Below are 21,081 nucleotides of genomic sequence, written 5' to 3' on the forward strand. Positions count from 1 at the left end.
AATGGCAACTTGGAAGTTAGACTAATTATTTTTGTTCTAATTTCCAAGTTCGTACCCAATCAATTTGCATCGTATTAATAGTATTATCATTTAAATCGGATTTAGGAGGAAGTCCACCCAACCAATTATCTGATGATGTCCATAAATCAAAAATAATTTCTAAATCTCTTGTAAATTCGCGTTCTGCATACACGTTTCCGGACCTATCGTGACCAACTTCAACACTTCCAGCTGGTTCTCCATCTAAATAAAACTGAATGTGTTTAGAATCTTTCCACCATACACCAAACGTGTGATAGCCTTCGTTCCACTTTATTCCTTTATTCGGATTAACATCTAGTAAATTACTTTGATTAAAATTATCTTCATCTCTTATAACTCCTGGAGTTTTACTTGAATCAGCTTGAAAATACTGAGAATTCATTTGCAATGGAAAATCTGGTTGACAATCACAAGATGGTTTAGAATTATTTTCTATAATATCAATTTCATCACGATTGTAAGAATCTCCATTATTTAACCAATAGGTATTATATGCAGAAATATGTGCCGCTTTAATTCGTGCTTCGGTATACATTGGATAGCTTACTTTTTCTCTTGAATGAATTCTAGCTGTTTGAAACCAACGCTCTTCAGGATTATTTTCGTTAAGAGTTGCTTTAATCCATAAATTACCTTCTGAAACACCAGAATTAATATTTGACGTCGACATATATACAGGAACTCCATAATTCCATGTCGATTTAAACCATTTGTTACTATCCCAAGTTTCAAATTCGTCTGACATGCTTTCGAATTTTACCCAATTCATATCTTCTGGCGTGGTATTATTAATAGAAACAAAAGAAGGAAAGTTGGGGTCTATATTATTAAAATCTTCCGCTGTTGGCCCTTTATCTATTGCATTTATTGTAACAGTAACTATTGCTGAATCTGAATCTCCATCCTTGTCTTTTAATAAGTACGAGAAACTATCTTGCCCATTAAAATCGACATTGGGAATGTACTCAAAAACACCATCAGCAATTTCTGAAACAGAACCATTATTCGCATTAGTTAACAAGCTATAATCATCTCCATCTCCGCCATCTTCTCCAATATTATCATTAGCAGAGACCTTTATTTGATTAGCTTCTCCGGCTTTACTGTCTTCATCTACAATAAGAATATCATCAATAGCAGTTGGCTTAAAATTTTTAATCTCAGAATCATTATCAGAATCTGAATTACTACAATAACTAAGGCAAATACATAAAAATGCCGAGAATACGAATTGAATCATTTTGTTTTTAATCATTTTATATCTGTTTTTAATCAAAAAACTATAATTAAGATTTTTCTCAATTTTTCATTTTATAATTATCAAACTTATATAAACATCATTGAATTAAGGAGCTAAGCCACTAGACTTAAACTATACAAGTCTTCCTTTTTAGTTAAATAAAAATAGATTTTTCATTTAGAATTTAGCAATTTTCACTTCAGGTTTTTCTTTTAGAATAAAATCATACAGAATTCAAAATTTATAGTAGATATGAAGAGAGTTTACATATTTGTAATCCATACATAGACATGAATTTTATAAACGATTTCAATAATTAAATTAGAAGTACTTCTTATTAACTATTTCACTTTAATAAGTTGTAAATTTTCATTATTTCTAGAAAATAAAAATGCTTGATCTTCCTTAATTTGAATAGACTTTAAACCTCTAACATCTCCTTTTACAAAAAGGTTACTTTTACTCGGAGCTACTACATCAAAAGTGTGTTGTGCATTGCCTGTAAGAATTAAACCGACACCTGCATCATTCCTAGGAGTTTCTACTTCAGACCCATATAAATTTCCTGCTATTAAAATATCTGGAAATTCATCCTTATTATAATCAAATACTAAGAATTTGTTTATAGAAGTAAATTGTGCTTCCATTGGTAATTCATGCATTTTAAAAGTACCGTTACCTTTATTCTCTATCCAGCAGCTGGCAAAGGTATAAGCTTGATAATGCAAGGCTTTTTCTAACATGTTTTCACCGTAGATTTCTTGAAGATTGGCATTTGCAAAAGATTCAAAAGTTTTAAACCTGCTCTTTATTGCAGGTACTTGTTGCGAAGAACATTCTCTACCCCTAAGCGGCAATTGTGTACCCTGTTTTTTATAGGTTAACACAATATCCATACTATTATTCTCATCAAAATCGTTAACATATACTTCAAATGGAGTTTCTAAACTAGCTTTGTATTTATAATTCAGTCCTAAATTCCCTGCTAAATAATCCAAATCCCCATCGCCATCAACATCTGCTTTCTCTAGACTATACCACCATCCATTAGACTTTTCAAAGCCTAACTTTTTAGTTACTTCTTGAAAGGTATTTCCATTGTTTCTAAAAAAACGAATAGGCATCCATTCTCCCGCTATTAACAAATCTAAATTTCCATCCCTATCAAAATCATCCCAGATTGCAGATGTTACTAAACCAGCATCGCTTAATGATGGAGCAACTTTTTCGGTTACATCTTCAAATCTTAAATCTGTATCTATACCACCATTATTCTTTATGATATAACTTTTTGCAGCAAAAGGATACTTACCTGGTATAATTCTGCCTCCAACAAAAAGGTCTGGTTTACCATCTTGATTATAATCTCCTGCTTTTACAGTCAAACCACTACTTGTAATTTTTGGCAAGACCTTTTCACCCTTTACAAATCCGTTCGGTGTATTTATATAAATTCTATCTTGGTAAAAATCTTCGTTCCGATTTTTATCATTACCACCATTTACAACATATAAATCTAAATCGCCATCTCCATCTGCATCAAATAGTAACGATTCCATATCTTCATAAAGTGCATCTTTTTGCCAAGGTCCATCCAATACATCAAATTTTCCATCCGTATTTTGAATGTACATTACAGCAGAACTGCTTGTAGCATTTCCAACAAAGAAATCCTCTAGCCCATCACCATTTACATCTCCAACTGCAACACCAGCACCAAATTGTGAGTTTTTATGAGGCAACAGAGGTTCGTCATCAAAATCATTATATGAATTTTCTATGTGTTTAAAATCAACTTGAGATTGCTTGGTGATATCTAACATGTGTTGTGTTTCAGAAATTGGATTTTCCATTTTACTTGCATCTGCATAAGAAACTTCTAAAATTTGATTTGCTTTTATATCCTCTAAAATTTGTTGTTTATTATCTGGCCAAATCACTTCCATCTTTTGAATAGTGGTTTCGTCTCCTAATCCAAAATGTAAATTTGGTGCAACACTAGACTGAAATCCTCGTGTAAGGGTTAATTCTTGTAATTGTTCTCCTTGCTTTGTAGTGATTTTTATTTTAGTTCCTAAGCCAAGCGTATTTGTAGAATCTCCTTTTAAAGTAACATTGATGTAATTGCTATTATTTGTCTTATTTTCAAAAACAGAAGCAACATCATCTAAGTTATTCATAACAATATCTAAATCACCATCATTATCCAAATCAGCATAGGAAAGTCCATTAGAAAAACCTTCATAACTTATACCCCAATCTTCATTGACTTTTGAGAACGTATAATCTTTATTATTTTTAAACACAAAATTATCGATAGGGTGACTTGGATATTTTTTATAATCTAAGTTTTTTGTTTCTCCAAAGAATGTTTCATTTTGGTATTGCATGTTCACATCATTATTGTTTACATCTCTCTTCATCCCATTTGTAATGATAATATCCTTAAATCCGTCATTATCAAAGTCGGCAAATAATGTACCCCAACTCCAATCTGTTGTCGCTACTCCTGCCCTTCTTGCGATATTGCTAAAAACTGGCATTTTGTTATAAACACCATTATTGAGCTGTAAACTATTCTGCATATATTGATAGTGTAAACCTAAATCTACAGCCTGATAAAAAGATGTAGGATTCATACTTGCCATATTTGTTTTAGAGCGTTTATAGTCATTAGGAGTCATATCAACTTGCATGATATCTAGTAACCCATCATTATTAAAATCGGCAACATCAGCACCCATTCCAAACATAGAAATATTATTAGTGGCTTGTTTAACAACCTCTTTAAAAGTTCCATCTCCATTATTTAAGTATAAATAGTCTGGTACATTAAAATCATTAGAAACATATAAATCTTGCCAGTCATCTTGGTTAAAATCTGCAGCTACAACACCTAGTGTTAAGCCAAAATTTTTCACTCCAGAAACCTCTGTTACATCTGTAAAGGTATTGTCACCATTATTTTTATATAAATGTCCTGAATCTTCTAATGTGTTTATTTCCATCTTCTCATGATAGAATTCATTACCCTGACTCACAGGAACCAAAGGGTAGTTTCCAACGAATAAATCTAGAAGACCATCATTATCATAATCGAAAAAAGTAGACTGAATAGAAGCTGTTTTATCGGCAATACCATAAGATTCTGCTTTTTCAGTAAATGTATTATCTCCATTATTAATAAAAAGTTGATTCTCTGTATTCCCGAATTTGGCAGAAACAGAAACATAAATATCTAACCATCCATCATTATTAATATCTACCATCGTTGTACCAGTATACCAACGATTATCTCCCATAACATTTGCTTTTTCTGTAATATCTTCAAATTGCATGTTACCTTTATTGAGATACAACTTATTAGATGTCATATTACCAGTAAAATAGATATCTGATAATCCATCATTATTAATATCACCAATAGACACCCCACCTCCCATATACAGAAATGGAAATTGAAAATAATTCAGGGTATCATTTTCTATTATATTATTTGCAAAAGCTACGCCTGTTCGATCTGGTTTTACATTTACAAAATTGGTTTTTCTAGTATCATCTTTTTTTGACACACATGAAGATAATAAGACAATCGATAGTAAAATAAAGATACGATTCATACTGCTTTTTATTCAAAATTAGAAAAAAAGGAACCATGTAATTATGATTCCTTTTAAATATAGTTTACTTACTCTTTGAATTACAAATCATTAATAACCAGGATTATGCTCGAAATTTGGATTTGAATCAATTTCATTTTGTGGAATATCAATATACTCTCTTCCTGGCTTGTAAGCACTTGTACCTGCACTTTCCGATTTAAATTCTGGATTATTTACAATTCTTTCTACAACTTTATCCCAACGTAATAAATCAAAATATCTAGTACGCTCTAAACTTAACTCTTTTACTCTTTCATCGCTTATATCCTGCATAGTAATAGAATTTAAGGGTGGCATGTCAACTCTTGCTCTCACTTGATTAATAGCATCTAAAGCTGGAGCTGAAGAACCACCTAACATAAATTGAGCCTCTGCATACATTAAAAGAATATCTGCATATCTTAAAATTCTTAAATTATTTCCAGATTGATGCCATCCATCTTTTTGGGAGCTAACATAACCACCATACTCTATATCTAAAAATTTATTTGCCCAAACTAAATTACTATCGTTACCATATACTTCTTGATAGCTTTTACCTTCATATGTTTTTGAAGATAACAATTTACCTTCATAAGTGGTTGTTTCATTACTGTTAAAAAACAGTGTTGTATAAGCTCTAGGATCTATTTCACCATTTACGGTTTTTTCGTCTAAAAATAAATCTAGAACCCAATTATTAATACGCATCCCATCTTGACCTGTATAGCCTCTAGGAGCTAAATCTGGATGATAGGCGGCTCCTTTTCCTAAACCTGGGTTATCACCTCCCCAACCTTGATTTCCATCTGCAATTAATTGAATTTCAAACAAAGACTCGGCATTGTTTTCATATTCTTCTGTAAAATTTGCTGCGTAATCATCCATTAAATGGTATCTACCATCCATCACTTTCTCAAATTCGGTTACTGCTTCGTCATACTTTTTTCTATATAAAAAAACTTTTCCTAAAAGACCTGTCGCTGCTCCAGATGTTGCTCTACCTATTTGCTCTGATGGCCACGTTGTTGGTAACATTTGTTGTGCCATTTTTAAATCGGATTCAATTTGTTCCCAAACATCTTCAGGGTTGGCTTGCGGAATCAATTTAGGATTTTCTATTTCACTAATTGGTGTTGTAATTAGCGGAACGTTTAACCAATTGTTTACCAGTCCAAAATAATTATAAGCTCTTATAAAATAAGCTTCCCCAACAATATTATCTCTTACAGTTTGATCCATATCTATAATTGGCACATTAGCTATAACTTCGTTAGCTCTGGTAACTCCTTGAAACATAGCACTCCAAACCCAAAATGTACCATTACTGTCTGAGGTACCATTAAAAGATCCAATATTTGTACGTTCTGAAGTTCCAAAACCATTCACTACATCGTCTCTATAATCTGATGTAAAAATCTCAAATCGAGAATAATACCAAATATTGGTAAATGGACTATAAGCTCCTATAATTGCTTTAGTGGCATCTTCTTCTGTTTGCCAAAACGATTCTGGTGTCACTGCATTCGGATTGGTTTGATCTAAAATATCATCTCTACAGCTAACTGTTAGTACAAAAATACCAAGCACTGTCAAAATTAATCTTGTTGTTATTTTTAAATTTCTCATTGTATGTGTTTTTATAATTAAAACGAAGCTTGAATACCAAATTGAAAAGTTCTTGGTGTTGGATATGTACCTTCATCGACACCTGAATTAAAAATTTGTACACTATTTCCTCTATTATTTCTTCCAACTTCTGGATAATAACCAGTATAATCTGTAATGGTAAATAAGTTGGTTGCAGATACGTAAAAACGAATCTTACTGACTTTAATTTTTTCTAAAACATCATTTGGCATAGAATAACCTAACTGAATATTACGTAATCTAAAATAAGCTCCATCTTCTAAATAAAAGTCAGACATTCTTCTGTTAAATCCAGGGTCTGTTTGTGTATTTCTTGGAATACTTGTATTTGTGTTTGTAGGTGTCCAAGCGTTTAAAGCATCCTTAAAATAGTTTGCTTCAGTATCAAAATAACCTCTATATTTTGAGCCGTTTAAAATTTTATTCCCTGTTACCCCGTTAAAGAATAAGTTTAAATCAAAATTCTTATATTCTCCAGATAAATTAATTCCGTAAACAAAGTCTGGGTTTGGATTACCTAAATATTTTCTATCCATATCATCAATATCACCATCACCGTCTAAGTCTTTAAACTTGATATCTCCTGCTTGTGGATTATTAGAATCATTAGCAGCTTGAGCTTCAGCATCCGTTTGGTAAATTCCATCCGTAACATAACCGAAGAATGACGATATAGGTTGCCCAACATCTGTTTTGGTACTATTAATTGTGTTTGAAGTAAATGAACCACCAATAATTGGTGTGGCATCGCCTAATGCTGTCACTTCATTACTTAAAACAGAGAAGTTTGCAGAAGCATTAAATTTAAAATCACCCCATTGATCATTATAACTTGTTAAGAATTCAAAACCTTTGTTTTTAATACTCGCGGTATTAAAAGGTACTGCATTTGAAAAACCGGTATATAATGGTAATTGTAAACTAACTAAAACATCTTCTGAATTTTTAATATAATAATCTAAAGTAAAGTTTAAGCGGTTATTTAGTGCTCCAAATTCAACACCTATATCTGTGGTTTTTGTAGTTTCCCAAAAAATATTACTATTAACACCTTTGGTTATAGAATAACCAGGCACTCTACCTTGATTAGTTCCTAAGATATATTCACTATTCAAATTTAACTCAGGATCAATAGCATAGATAGAAACGTTATCAGAACCAATTTCACCATAACTAACACGGAGTTTTAAATTAGAAATAAGATCTACATCTTCCATAAATTTTTCATTGCTAACATTCCATCCTAAAGCGATAGATGGAAAAGTTCCCCAACGTAAATCTTCTTTAAACAACGATGAACCATCTCTACGAATAGTTGCAGTTAACAAATATCTGCTATCAAAAGTATAGCTTAATCTTCCAAAATAGGATTGAATTCCTTTGGTTAAATCCTGTGAAGGCATCTGTACTCTATCTTGAGCTGCAGATGCTACATGTATATCATTCGATGGGAAATTCCTTGCCACAGCTCCTAATGATCTTGAATTGCTTAATTGATCAGTATACCCTAAAAGCACATCTAAACTATGTTTATTAAAAACTTTTTTATAGTTTAATGTGTTTTCTATTAATGTAGATAAGAAATTGGTGTTTGTCTCGTTAAGTTCTCCATATGGTGAGTTTCCAAGAGATGCAGGGTTGAACTCATATTCTGGAGTAAATCTATAATTATTATCAGCATAATATTCTAAACCTAAATTTAATTTATAGGATAAACCATCAATAATTTCAAAAGTTGCTCCAATATTTCCCAATACGGTATTTCTGGTTACAGTTCTATCCTCGATAGCAGCTAAACCTAAAGAGTTAATAGCGCTACCCACACCATAGTATCCGCTAAAAGATGGTGAACCTGGACCTGAAGGAATATCAGAACCACTAAAATTCCCATCATCATCTCTTGTTCTTATCGTTGGAATTAAATCTCTTTCTTTATTAAAATAATTGTTCGGATTATTTACAGTTCTGGTTAATCCAATGGTATTTTCTAATCGAAACTTCCCTTTGGTTAATGTTGCGTTAGAACGAATCGTTGTTCGCTCAAAACCAGACTCTTTAACTACTCCTTCTTGATCATAATGATTTAGTGAAAGATTAAACGCAGAGTTTTCTCCACCACCATAAAAACGAACGTTTGCGTTTGTAACTGGAGCTACACGCAAAGATTCGTTTTGAATATCACTAGTATAATTTGGATTAAACTCTGTATCGTTTGCCGGAAACCTTGGATTCCCATCATTATCTCTAGCTCTATTTACAATTTCAGCATACTCACTGGCAGAGGCCCAATCTAATGTGTTAATTACTTTTTGTACACCATAGCTATAATCTGTATCTATACCTAAGCTACCTTTTTTTCCTTTTTTAGTAGTAATAATTACAACCCCATTAGCTGCTCGTGATCCATAAATTGCACTAGCAGAAGCATCTTTTAAAACAGATATAGTTTCAATATCTGCAGGATTAATAGAACTCATACTACCTGTTAACATTCCATCAATAACATATAATGGACCTGCATCTGATAATGTACCTGAACCACGAATAGTTACTATAGAACCAGAACCAGGTGCACCTCCAGTAGATTGTACATTTACCCCAGCCATACGACCTTGTAATGCTTGTGATGCATCATTATAAGTATATTTATCAATATCATCTCCATCTACTACACCTACAGAACCTGTTAAATCTGATTTCTTTTGTGTACCATATCCAACAATAACTACGGCATCTAAACTTTGAACATCAGACTCTAAATTTACCTGCATGTTTGTTTGATTTCCTACAGTTATTTCCTTGGTAACATAACCTAAAAAGGAAAATACTAAAACGTCCTCGCTTGTGGCAGTTAGACTAAAATTTCCGTCAAAATCTGTTGAAGATCCATTTGATGTACCACGTATTATTACATTTGCACCTGGTATTCCTAAACCGTTCTCATCAAGAACGACCCCAGTAACCACCTGTTGCGCATACATCGACGATATGGAAAGCACCATGAAAAGCAGCCATAAACTACCACTTTTCTTTAATAACTTAGATTGATCATTTTTCATTAGTAATAAAGTTTAAAAGATTAAATTGATTCGTATAAGCATTCATCAAATGCCTAATAATGTTAGTGATACAAATCAAGTTTGTTTTCTAGATTTATTAGGAATCAAATGTCTTAATTGCTATAACATATGATTAACAATTATTTGTTATAACAATCAACAAACCAATTCAACACACTAACAACAAACGTCTAAAACCCATTAAAACAAATACAATTACTCACAATTTTTATCAGAATAGAATAGAACAGAAGTTTTATTAGTAATTCTTTTAAATAATAAAAAAATAGTCTGAATGTAATCTATTGAATTAGTCTACTTATTAATCCGTGAGTAATCTTTGTGAGTCTTATTCATTAGAATTGAATGAAGACTTTAACGATTTGCAGTTTTTTCTCCCACTTATTGAAGAGTTAATAACTCCGCTAACAACTCATGTTATTTCATTTTCATATAACAAATACATGCAACTTGAAAACAAAAAAACGTACTTTACTTTTAAAATGATAATTTAATAAGTTTGAAGCGTGAAGTTTAAAGAAAAAAAGAAGACTGCTTTTACAACACATATAAATGTCTTAAAAACATAAACATAATTATCATGGTTCTATGTGGCTATTACAGTGTTTATAATTTTAAAAGAAAGGGGATTGTCGTCTAAATTCACTACAATATAATTTGTATGAAGTTCTGTGAATTTTCTTACAAACTAGTCCGTTAACTTATCTATTAAAATCAAGGGTTATTAGAAATACTAAATATATTTCTCAGATTTTTAACTATAAAAACTACTTAATAAAATTTTGAACATCACGTCTGCGCTGCTATATTATTCTATTATATAGCAAGAAAAGAATGTATATTTTTGGGAAAGCATTTACCCAAAACAAACACAAAACATGGAATGTGTTTGCATAGTTATCCTTTAAGTTAAACTTGAGATAAGACGAAAGTCAAATCAACTATTACTTTACACGTATTTTAAAGTTAATCGGTTCACGTTTTTAAGATTTAAAAACTGTTAACCGAATTGTGAACCGATTAGATTGATACGATATCAATTTAAATGAATGTCCTAAAACAATAAAACCTCGTAAATCACAAGATCTACAAGGTTTTGAATCAATTTACAATTGACTATTGTCGGGGTGGCAGGATTACAACCTTTCCACACAAACATATACGTATCAGCTATTTACAAGATTAAAAACTTAACTGTTAGCCGAATTGTTGACGATATTATAAATGAACTCGAAGTAAAATGCTTTACTATCTGATAATGCAAATATATAATTTGTATTATTTAAAGTCAATATTATAGACTTTTATTTCGATGTTAAATCGAATTATAAACACCTTCCTTAATGGATTAGTTCCCTCTCTAACCAAACTAATCAGAGACGATTAATCGATATTATTAAAACTGCTTATAAAACGGATTAAAAAAAAGAAAAATCTGTACCTTAATTTTTAATTGTTTAAACATCCCTATAACCTCCCTATAGGGGATTTTATTTTCATCTAATTTTCTAAAGAATTTAACCAAAAAAGGATAATTTTTATAAGAAATATCACACAAAACTATCATAATAAACAGCATTATTAACCCATTTCAATATATCCCTATAGGGTCGTCATATGGATAAATATCCATTAAAACGAATCAAATTTGTATAACGAAAGTCAAATCACGTTAGGGGACTATCAATTTTTTTTTTAAAGATACAATAGTCCCTTTTAAAAAAAATGCTCTAGTATGGCAAAAAGTATTATTACAACCGACGATCTTCGAGAGTTCAAAATGGAATTACTCGATGACACTAAAAAACTATCAATAAAACAATCTAAAGGGGAATTAAAAAGATATCTCAGATCTTCAGAAGTTATGGAATTACTACAAGTTAGTGTAGGAATATCACTATTCCAGGGTTGGAATAGCAGTCGTTTCGCAATTGAATTTTACGTAAATCAAAAGGATTTGATGTTTGCTTCAAAAATAGTCTCAAAATCTACATATCATAGATGCGTTACAGAATTAAATACATGGAATTACCTTTCTTATTTCCCTTCCAATAATCCATACAAAGGAAGTAAAATTAAGATGCCCATTTTTGGTACAAATGATAACACTGTTTCGGAACAGTTCATTCCCAAATTAGGACAGCTTGCGGGACAGTACCGTCCCAAATTTGTACCGCTTCTGGATCACAACCGTCCAATACTAGAACAAGCTATATACCAGTACCGTCCCACCTGTGGACAAGCACTGGTATCTACTATAAACAATAACAAACAAGTAAACAATATAAAACAGCCAAAGGGCTGTCAGGAAGTAAAATTATTTTTATTGAAAAAAAAATTTAATGCTGATGAAGGAAAAAAATTCTTCGAGTATTATAAAAATCGAGACTGGAAAACTAGTGGTGGAAACGACATTCGTGATTGGCGAGCCAAAGTCATAAACGGGATGGATAGAACAGCGATATTCGACCTAGGAAACAATCCAAACAAAAAAACAAGTGTCCCAAATCAAGGACAACTTACGAACCACTAAAAATAAGAACTATGGACAACCCGTGGAAGATTTGATGGCAAAAGCGTAATCTACGATTTTGATAAGATTCTGATTTACCTGGATGCTAAAAGAAAATTACTTTTTGGTGACGACTTCAAAATGTACGATAAAGACGCCATTATTATAAAAAACTATGACATTATTTTATCTAAGTCAAAAAAAAAATTGAAAAAACAAATTAGTCCTTGACTGAAATTTCATCTCCATACTGATTAAAAAAATGTTCCAAGTCTTCTTGCTCCAAACCTTGATTTTCTTTTTCTAAATAGCCTACAAAATCTGCTGAACTTTGTGAATACGTTCCTCCTAATTTCTGAGGTATAATGGTTATATACATAGCTTCAAGTTTTAGAGTTCATTGTTTAGATTAAGCTTTTCTTTAAAGCGTACTTCCTTCTTTTCTTCTTTAAAATTCATACTTGAATGCGATGGATTCTGAGTAAGATCCTCGTTTTGAAATAGCAACTCCATCATCGCAACTGTAGGTTTGGTTTGTGTCTTTTCCATATCACGCATAATGGCGATTACCGCATTAATACGTTTCTTCAGAGAAGCTTCAATGGTACGCCCTGTAGGTCCAAATGTTTCTTTTGGAGAGATTTCATTATAGAAGAAAAAATCAAGCATAGAAGACATCGCCTCTGTGTGCGATTTGAAATGCGTTCTTGAAAATTCTTGAAAACGTTTAGCTGTTTCCTTTTTGAATCTAACACCAATAAATGAGTCCATAATTCGCCGATTTGTCGCAAATTCTTCCCTAAAACTAGGCGTTCGCAAGCCATTTGTCGCAAATTGCTGAAAGTCAAGAAATTACAATATTTTCAAACAACTGATTGTCAGTGTTTTAAAACAGAAAAGGAGTCCATAACATCGCTCTGCGTGTTACCCTCTTGCTACTCCTTTTCGTTCGCCCCAAGCGAACAAAATTCCTTACAATTTGCTTAAAAAAAGCCAATTGCCCTTTTAGGGAAATAAATTTCCAATAGGTTAATATTTTTGATGAAACGGTTCTCGGCGAAAGTAGAATTGAGATAACCGTATACTAAATTTAGTTCTGAAATTCAGCATTTTAAAGATACACTTTTTTTATCAATTGAAAATTAATCACATAGAAAAACACCTTCAAATTTTTAGAGGTGTTCCTTTTAAATCATAAAATTAATGGCTACAAATTTTAATATTCTACAGGCAACATTAACATGTTATCTATAAAATATAACCGTATTTTTTGAAGTGGAAAATCTGTAACGCGATAGGTCTGCATATCTAAAACAGTATCATTTCCATCTGTGTAAATAATTTCTGCTTCATACCCTTTTTGCTTTTGATCGGCTCCAGATAAACGTTTAAAATCGATGGTTATAAAATAGGATTTTTTCATCAATTGTTTTCCTATAATTGATGCGTCTGTGATTAACCAATGACATTGCCCATGTTCGGCTAAATATTGAATACCTTCTGTATACCGGGTATTAATCAATGGGATTTTAAAACATTCCATCGATCCGTGAAATTGTTGTAATCCTTCTTCTAATATGTTAACTTTAGTGCTCATTTTCAAAGTATTTTAAAGGTTAAAAAATTAAAAGAGGGTTTTACTGTGGAAGGTTCACCCTCTTTTTTTTGATTTCAAATTTTAGGCTTTATCAGGCTTAGAACCCAATAATAAAATGTCATTTGCAACTACCTCTGTGATGTAATGCGTTTGCTCGTCTTTAGACGTATAACTTCTAGTTTTAAGCTTTCCAGTTACACCAACTTCCTTACCTTTAGAAGTGAATTTTTCAATAATTTCGGCTGTACTTCCCCAAGCAACTATAGAATGCCAATTAGTTTCAGTTTGCTTTTCGCCTTTAGCATTTTTAAAATGCTCATTCGTGGCTAATGAAAATCGGGCTACTTTTTTACCGTTTTCAAGAATGGTGATTGTTGGTTCTTGTCCAATGTTTCCAATTAACTGTACGTGATTTTTGATACTACTCATAATAAAAGATTTAAAGATTAATTAAATTACCATCCGAACCATTCAGACGGCTTGTGTCTATATTTTTTTTTAAATTATTTACTTATTATATCCTGAGCGTTTTCCTTTTTTGTTTTTTTTGGTGCCGCTTCCTTTTGTATGTTTTTGTCTGATTTCATAAGATTCATTTTAGATTTACTTCCCATAGTGCCCTCACTGTTACCTTTTTTTGTTGCTTATACAGTTTCAATATTTCGAATTGATAAGGACTTATAAAAGGGAGGTACGACCGGTTATGCAGTCCGTTCAACTTCTAAATGTTGGTATTTTGCTATCGAAAAACGGGAAGTAATTGTGAGGGTCTGGGTGTAAGTCTAAAGTCTTTTGTGAAATACAAATACATTGGAAGCGCTACCAAATGCATAATAGAATTCTGATTTATCGAACGCTATTCACGATTTTCGCTCTGTAATGAAGTGTTCTTCCTGGCGCAGCAGGAAGGTTAAACGCAATGGAAAGCTAAAATTGGGGATTGTGTTCAAGACTTGTGCAGGTAAGCTCTTTTTCCGAAATGTAACTTTTTCGTGAAATGAAGTGGAAATGTGCTAACCGGGTTATGAAAACAAATCTTTTTCCTGTAGTAGGATGCCAAGCGAACGTGACGTTAATGCTGTAGGTTGTAATGGAGTTTGATTGCTTCCCGTTTTTCTCGGGAATTAGCAAGCAAGTGAAATGGAAGACGGAAGCCTTAACGTTGTGTTCAAGACTTTTTTAAGGAAGTGCTTTTCCCGAAATGGAGCTTTTCGCGGCATGTAGCGGGAATGGGCTGAGGGTAGTAAGAAAACGTTTCCTAATATCAATTAGACTAACCAATTCAGAAAATAAAAATTATAAATCAGCTTTAAACTTGAGTTTACCAAATTCACTTTCTATAAATTTAAATTGGTTTTTAATCTTGCTAAATGTAAATACTAAGTTTGAAATCAGTAGGTCTACATACACATAATTTTTCGCACTCTAGAATAAGCTTTTTTTGCCAGTTGTTATGCTTAGTTAAATCATTAATAAAGGCCTTATATGTATATTTTACCACTTTAAAGAGGACTACTACTGATTTTTAAAGGACTAATTAAAAGAATTAAATTGCAAATAATTTAAATTTCATTAACCTTATTTATTTAGGTTTACACTTTTCTAAGGATTTAATAAAAACGAAATAATTCTTAGCCTAATACTAAAACAACTAATTGTATTAATAATTTCAGCCCCGAAAAGGAGCTAAAACTATTATAATTATGTAGTAATAAAGTTTAAATCTTCTTCTGATACATTTTACTAAAGACTAAAAATAACACACCACATAACAACCACGCAGGTAAAGTTACAAAAGACAAGAATACATCAAATTGAAGCGATATAAAGTAAAACACGCCAAAGCTTATAGCCCATGCAAAAAACACAGATTTATTAAAAGAAAGTTGAGCTACTTCTGCATAATTTTTTACAATTCCTGCTCGTTTATGGAAGAAATGTTCAAAGACGATTACCGCTCCAAATGGTGCTAAAATAAATCCGTAGAGCGCTACAAAACCTAATAATTTCATGGCAAAGGCCGGAAACAATCCTGCTACGGTTGCTACTGTTCCTGCTAATATTGTTACTTTAGCTGTAGACAATTTTGGTAAAATAGCTTGAAATGCTAATCCTGCTCGGTATATGGTAGGGTTAGCTGTAGTCCATCCCGCTAAAACAACTGCAATAATTCCTAGGATTCCAATAGCATTGTTTGCTAAAGGTCCTGGTGCTACAGGAGGAGCTTCTCCGTTACTTAAAAAGGCCTGAGCTTCTGGCGATTTTAAATAAACGGCGTATAACAAGGCTGCAGCAATCCAAGCCATATAATGTCCAACGTACATCCCTGCTGCAGTTGCCCATCCCGCTTTAGCTTCTTTTGCGAATCTAAATACAGACAAATCAGACATACCAATGTGCATCGCCCCATTAGCGAACCATGACCAAATAACTACATGCCAAAATGTAAATTTTATTTGTCCAGGGAATGGCTCAGAACCTTCTCCCCAAATATTCCAGAAGTCTGAAAAACTACTAACACCTAATTGATTAAGCGCAACAATTCCACAAGCTATAAATGCAACTACAATTACTGGAGACATCCAATTGGCTGCTTTAGTAACTGTATCGTAACCTCGAGCCGCTATTATTGAAATAACAGCACCTATTAGTATAACAATTACAATCCAAGTTAAACCATTAGGCATGGTATCTGTTAATTTTGGCATAGGCATATCGAAAGGTATACCAACTGCTGTAGCAGAAACCGTTATCATTGATCCTGCCAAAAAACAAAATAAAATACCATTAGCCAAATTATAACCTGTGACTAATTTTTTACCACAAATTTTCTCTAATTGAAAATATAAAGTCAATCTATTTTTTACAGCTATTTCTGCTGTTAAGAAACGCCAACTTAAAACAGCCAAAATATTACCTATAAGCAAGCCTATTATTAAATCGAAGGCACTCACTCCTGCTGTTAGAAATAAGGGACCTATCATAAACTCAGTTCCTGCCGCATGTTCTCCAGCATACATACCAATAAAACTTTTCCAACTTTTAAGTTTAGATTGTGGTACTGGAGTTCTTTCAAATTCCCCTCCTGCTATTTGTTCTATAGCATCTTGTTCTTGACTATATTCTGACATTCTTAGTTGTAGTTTGTTTTAATTAAAATTCTCTTATTATTCGTTTTTAATAAGTCAAAAATTGAATTTTATCAAATGTGCTGGTTAACCACAATGTTGTAAATAAATTAACTTAAAATTCTATTTGACTATTATACTTACGAAAATAAATGCTACCAATAAATTATCTATCCTGTACTGTACCGTAATGTATATTTAACAAAAAACTCAGCCACATTAGTAACTGAGTTTTCTTTCATTTATTTGTTAGTAATATTTGGCATAAACCACTCGGGTGTGCAAATATTCTTCCATACCATGTTTGCCATCTGCACCACCAACACCTGACTTTTTCCATCCGGCGTGAAAACCTTGTATGGCTTCAAAATGCTCTCTATTTACATAGGTTTCTCCAAATTGCAAACTATTAGTAGCATGCATGATGTTATTATAATTTTCTGAAAATATAGATGAGGTTAAACCATACTGACAATCGTTAGCCAAGGCTATGGCTTCATCTAATGTAGTAAACTTCATTACAGGTAACACTGGGCCAAACACCTCTTCCTGAACCACCTGCATATTCTGTGTACAATTGGTCAACAAAGTAGGCTCATAAAAATACCCTTTACTAAATTTTTCCGGGCGCTTTCCTCCTACTAGAACTTCGGCTCCTTCCTTTTTAGCAAATTCGACCATTTCAGAAATTTTATCGATTTGTGATTTAGAAACTAAACTACTCATATCGGCATTCACTCCGGTTAAAGCATCTTCAACCGTAACTTCACTCATCTTTTTGGTCAATTTTTCGACAAATTCATCGTAAATACTGTCTTCAACATACACACGTTCTGCACAGTTACAAACTTGACCGCTAAAAATCACTTTTGAAGACACTACAGCATTAACTGCTAATTCTAAATTGGCATCAGCACAAACAATAGCAGGTGCTTTCCCTCCTAATTCTAAAGAGACTTTGGTAATATTTTCAGCTGCAGCTTCAATAATTTTTTGTCCTGCACCAACACTTCCTGTTAAACTAATTATCCCCGTAATTGGACTTTTTGAAAGCGCGTTACCAACTGTTCTACCCGATCCACATACAAAATTTAATACACCTTTAGGTAAATCAATATTCTGAATAAAATCGGCAAATTCCATAATAGTATTTGGTGCTTCAGAACTTGGTTTTATAACACAGGTATTTCCTGTAATTAAAGACGCTGCAACTTTTCTTGCCATTACAAAAAATGGGAAATTCCAAGGACAAATACCTACAGCTACACCAATTGGTACTTTATGAAGGTAAATGTGTTCTTTAGCACGATCACTTTGTATAATTTCGCCTTCAATACGTCTAGCCCATCCGGCGTTATAATCGAAATAATCTGCTGTGACGTCAATTTCTACTTGTGCTAACCCGATAACTTTGGCTTGTTCTTTCGACAAAGTTTCTGCTAAAAACACTCTATTTTCTCTAATAACATCAGCCATTTTATGTAAAAAAGCGGCTCTTTGTATAGCTGGTAATGCTTCCCACACTGGCTGGGCTGCTTGAGCAGCTTCTAATGCGTTGTTAGCGTCTTCAACAGTACCTGTAGAAATTGTACTTAACACTTCTTCTGTACAGGGATTTAAAATTTCAATGACCTCTGTAGCTTTAGAGTCTACAAATTGTCCATTGATATATTGCTTATAATGTTTCATTTTAAAAAAATTATTTTGCTATTATTTATTGGTTTGTTTAATTAAGTGATATGGAAAATCACTTGTCGTGGCACAACATAATTGATTCATAACTTGCTGTAATTCTGTCTTCAATAATGAAATAGTATGATTACCACCTTCTTTTCCAAGTGCAGAAACACCGTACATAAACGAGCGTCCCATAAATGTAAATTTTGCCCCACTTGCCAATGCTCGAGCTACATCAGGTCCTGAACGAATTCCACTATCCATCATCACTTCTATCTGATTACCATATTTTTCTGCAATTGTGGTTAGTGGTTTTATGGTAGATTCACCTGCGTCTAATTGCCGCCCACCATGATTAGAGACTATAATTCCGTCTATCCCTAATCTAATAGCTTCCTCTGCATCATATTCAGAGGCTACACCCTTTAATACTAACTTTCCTTTCCACATATCACGAATCGGTTTTATTTTTTCTGCATTTAATCGACCAGAAAAAGTTTGATCCATAAATTTCCCTAACTGTTTTAAATCTAAACCTTTTGGCATATAAGGCTTTAAGTTTTCAAAATTAGGTTGACCATATCTTAAAGTTTCTAAAGCCCAATGTGGTTTACCTAAAACTTGTAAAATATTTTGGATAGACATCTTTGGAGGCATTGCTAATCCATTACGTATATCTCGTGGTCTAAAACCAAAGGTGGGTACATCGCAAAGAATTACCAGCACAGGACATTCTGCAGCTGCGGCTCGATGAATAATATCGTCTCTTAATCTATTTTCTGTAGGATGATACAATTGAAACCAAGCTTTTCCTTCTGTTAATTCACTTGCTCGCTCAATACTCGTCGTCGTTACAGTGCTTAGTATGAATGGAATATTATGCTCGAAAGCAGCTTTGGCTAAAATTTCTGGAGAGTTAGGCCACATTAATCCTTGTAAGCCCACAGGTGCAATCCCAAAAGGGGCATCATATTCTATTCCAAATAATTTAGTTTTTAAGGAAGACCCTACATGTGCCCTTAAATAATTTGGCTTTAATTGTACATCTCTTAATTCTGAGGTATTTCTTAATAAATTTACATCCTCATTACATCCTCCATCTAAATATTCAAAAGCAAACTTTGGTATTTTTTTTTGCGCTTTAGTTCTTAAATCATCTATTGATGGATAGCGTGAATCAAATTTTATAGCCATGTTATTTTTTTTACGATAAAAACTTTTTTCTTAAATCTTCTACTTGATTGTCATTAATTGGGACCATTTCTCCAAGTGAATTTCCTAAGACTATAGATTTAGCACTAAATTCTGCAACCTCTAAATAATCGAAAGTTTGAAGTAATTTGTCGCCAGTAATAATTACCGAATCGTTTTCTATAATTAATGCTGTAGCACAATTATCTACAAGATCTGAATTGTTGTTTTTTCTGAAATGAGCACCGTATTTTAAAGTTTTTATATCCTGTAAAAAAATCCAACTTTCTGGAATAGTACGTACATTTAAATAACTTCCTGTTACACCAAAAGCCATTAAATATGGAGATTGTGTCATGATTATTGAATTCACCTCGGGGTTACGATTGTATATTTCTTGATGAATCCAAGCTGCTCTACTCGGTTTTTTTCCGGCCTCGCGTTTACCTTCTTTTACTTGAACAATATCATCTAAATCTATATCCCATCTATTAATTCCTGTAGGGGTTATAAGAAAATCGTTTTCATTCCATCGCATAGAAACTGTCCCATAAGAGCTAATCATCAATCCTTGTTGACAAGAACGTTGCACTATTTGACAGATTTCTAGTCGTTTTTCAACTTCGTCTGAAAGATACGATGTGGTTTCCATTTCTGGTAAAACTCCTGTAGCTTGAGCCTGAAAATCATCTAATTGTTCATTTGTTAAGTATCTTGGTGTTCCTATTTGAGAACCATACAGTATGGTGCGCGCACAAAATTCTAAAGCTTCAAAACGTTCAAAAGCATCTGTTAAGTCACTTCCACCTAAAACGGTACCGTGATTTTCCATAATTACAGCTTTATATCCCTTTTTAAATTCGGCAGCTATGACTTCTCCCAAATCTTCGCTTCCAGGAAGTCTATACTCTGCATAGCCTATTGGACCACACACATGTTTAGCTTGTGAGATAACATTAGTATTAGGAATTTTTCGTACAATACTAAATGAAACTAAGGCTGGAGGATGCGCATGAATAACCGATTTTATATCTGGACGAGCTTCATAAATGGCTTTATGAAAAGGAAATTCTGAAGATGGTTTATGTTTACCTATTATTGTACCATCTTTTTTTACACAAATAATATCTGACGCTCTTAAAGAACCTTTATCAATAGCTGATGGGGTAACCCAAATATCTCCATTCTGGTCTATAACTGATATGTTACCACCAGAAGTCGTGGTCATTCCACGTTTATAAATTCTACTAATTATTGTAGTAATTTGGTCTCTTGGATGAATTAGTTTTATTTTTCTAGTCATTATTTTTTTTGATTGAAAAT

Annotated in this window: 11 protein-coding genes and 2 pseudogenes; 1 reads left to right on the plus strand and 12 read right to left on the minus strand. The window is 32.7% G+C overall.

Annotated features, from left to right (window positions below; translation table 11 throughout):
- Nucleotides 1–25: 25 nt before the first annotated feature.
- The 4 genes from BN863_RS18050 to BN863_RS10855 form a co-directional block, all read right to left on the minus strand.
- Nucleotides 26–1,297: an Ig-like domain-containing protein gene (locus BN863_RS18050; protein ID WP_051774703.1), complete on the minus strand. Its 1,272-nt coding sequence runs from the start codon at nt 1,295–1,297 to the stop codon at nt 26–28.
- Nucleotides 1,298–1,623: 326 nt separating this feature from the next.
- Nucleotides 1,624–4,902 (minus strand): FG-GAP-like repeat-containing protein, encoded by a 3,279-nt coding sequence (locus BN863_RS10845; RefSeq protein ID WP_038530446.1) that lies wholly within the window; start codon nt 4,900–4,902, stop codon nt 1,624–1,626.
- Nucleotides 4,903–4,992: 90 nt separating this feature from the next.
- Nucleotides 4,993–6,552, minus strand: coding sequence for a RagB/SusD family nutrient uptake outer membrane protein (locus BN863_RS10850; protein WP_038530448.1), 1,560 nt, complete (start codon nt 6,550–6,552; stop codon nt 4,993–4,995).
- Nucleotides 6,553–6,569: 17 nt separating this feature from the next.
- A complete protein-coding gene (locus BN863_RS10855) occupies nt 6,570–9,632 on the minus strand; it encodes a SusC/RagA family TonB-linked outer membrane protein (RefSeq protein ID WP_038530450.1) in 3,063 nt (1,020 codons plus the stop codon).
- A 1,756-nt stretch (nt 9,633–11,388) separates the two neighbouring features.
- Here BN863_RS10855 and BN863_RS18400 point away from each other — a divergent pair.
- Nucleotides 11,389–11,544: pseudogene (locus BN863_RS18400) on the plus strand (helix-turn-helix domain-containing protein); the annotation flags it as partial.
- A gap of 844 nt (nt 11,545–12,388) precedes the next feature.
- Here the strand turns inward: BN863_RS18400 and BN863_RS18410 are convergent.
- From BN863_RS18410 to BN863_RS10895, 8 genes and pseudogenes are all read right to left on the minus strand, one after another.
- Nucleotides 12,389–12,544: pseudogene (locus BN863_RS18410) on the minus strand (DUF5712 family protein); the annotation flags it as partial.
- Between the two features lie 11 nt (nt 12,545–12,555).
- Nucleotides 12,556–12,936 carry a BfmA/BtgA family mobilization protein gene (locus BN863_RS10865; protein ID WP_038530454.1) on the minus strand — a complete coding sequence of 127 codons (381 nt, stop codon included), beginning with the start codon at nt 12,934–12,936 and terminating at the stop codon, nt 12,556–12,558.
- Between the two features lie 445 nt (nt 12,937–13,381).
- The gene (locus BN863_RS10870; RefSeq protein ID WP_038530456.1) at nt 13,382–13,762 is read right to left on the minus strand and encodes a DUF6876 family protein; all 381 of its coding nucleotides are present in this window, start codon (nt 13,760–13,762) and stop codon (nt 13,382–13,384) included.
- 81 nt (nt 13,763–13,843) lie between these two features.
- Entirely contained in the window at nt 13,844–14,191 is a 348-nt protein-coding gene (locus BN863_RS10875) for a single-stranded DNA-binding protein (RefSeq protein ID WP_038530457.1), read from the minus strand.
- A 1,289-nt stretch (nt 14,192–15,480) separates the two neighbouring features.
- Nucleotides 15,481–16,893, minus strand: coding sequence for a purine-cytosine permease family protein (locus BN863_RS10880; RefSeq protein ID WP_038530459.1), 1,413 nt, complete (start codon nt 16,891–16,893; stop codon nt 15,481–15,483).
- A gap of 246 nt (nt 16,894–17,139) precedes the next feature.
- Nucleotides 17,140–18,579 (minus strand): aldehyde dehydrogenase, encoded by a 1,440-nt coding sequence (aldA, locus tag BN863_RS10885; RefSeq protein ID WP_038530461.1) that lies wholly within the window; start codon nt 18,577–18,579, stop codon nt 17,140–17,142.
- A 21-nt stretch (nt 18,580–18,600) separates the two neighbouring features.
- Nucleotides 18,601–19,761 (minus strand): alpha-hydroxy acid oxidase, encoded by a 1,161-nt coding sequence (locus BN863_RS10890; protein WP_038530463.1) that lies wholly within the window; start codon nt 19,759–19,761, stop codon nt 18,601–18,603.
- A 10-nt stretch (nt 19,762–19,771) separates the two neighbouring features.
- Nucleotides 19,772–21,061: a class II aldolase/adducin family protein gene (locus BN863_RS10895; protein ID WP_038530466.1), complete on the minus strand. Its 1,290-nt coding sequence runs from the start codon at nt 21,059–21,061 to the stop codon at nt 19,772–19,774.
- Nucleotides 21,062–21,081 lie beyond the last annotated feature (20 nt).

Source organism: Formosa agariphila KMM 3901 (genome assembly GCF_000723205.1).
GTDB classification, from domain to species: domain Bacteria; phylum Bacteroidota; class Bacteroidia; order Flavobacteriales; family Flavobacteriaceae; genus Formosa; species Formosa agariphila.

Excerpts from the sequence above, each read along its gene's own strand:
- BN863_RS18050 (WP_051774703.1), bottom strand. The coding sequence starts at position 1,297 with ATGATTAAAAACAAAATGATTCAATTCGTATTCTCGGCATTTTTATGT.
- BN863_RS10845 (WP_038530446.1), bottom strand. The coding sequence starts at position 4,902 with ATGAATCGTATCTTTATTTTACTATCGATTGTCTTATTATCTTCATGT.
- BN863_RS10850 (WP_038530448.1), bottom strand. The coding sequence starts at position 6,552 with ATGAGAAATTTAAAAATAACAACAAGATTAATTTTGACAGTGCTTGGT.
- BN863_RS10855 (WP_038530450.1), bottom strand. The coding sequence starts at position 9,632 with ATGAAAAATGATCAATCTAAGTTATTAAAGAAAAGTGGTAGTTTATGG.
- BN863_RS10865 (WP_038530454.1), bottom strand. The coding sequence starts at position 12,936 with ATGGACTCATTTATTGGTGTTAGATTCAAAAAGGAAACAGCTAAACGT.
- BN863_RS10870 (WP_038530456.1), bottom strand. The coding sequence starts at position 13,762 with ATGAGCACTAAAGTTAACATATTAGAAGAAGGATTACAACAATTTCAC.
- BN863_RS10875 (WP_038530457.1), bottom strand. The coding sequence starts at position 14,191 with ATGAGTAGTATCAAAAATCACGTACAGTTAATTGGAAACATTGGACAA.
- BN863_RS10880 (WP_038530459.1), bottom strand. The coding sequence starts at position 16,893 with ATGTCAGAATATAGTCAAGAACAAGATGCTATAGAACAAATAGCAGGA.
- aldA (WP_038530461.1), bottom strand. The coding sequence starts at position 18,579 with ATGAAACATTATAAGCAATATATCAATGGACAATTTGTAGACTCTAAA.
- BN863_RS10890 (WP_038530463.1), bottom strand. The coding sequence starts at position 19,761 with ATGGCTATAAAATTTGATTCACGCTATCCATCAATAGATGATTTAAGA.
- BN863_RS10895 (WP_038530466.1), bottom strand. The coding sequence starts at position 21,061 with ATGACTAGAAAAATAAAACTAATTCATCCAAGAGACCAAATTACTACA.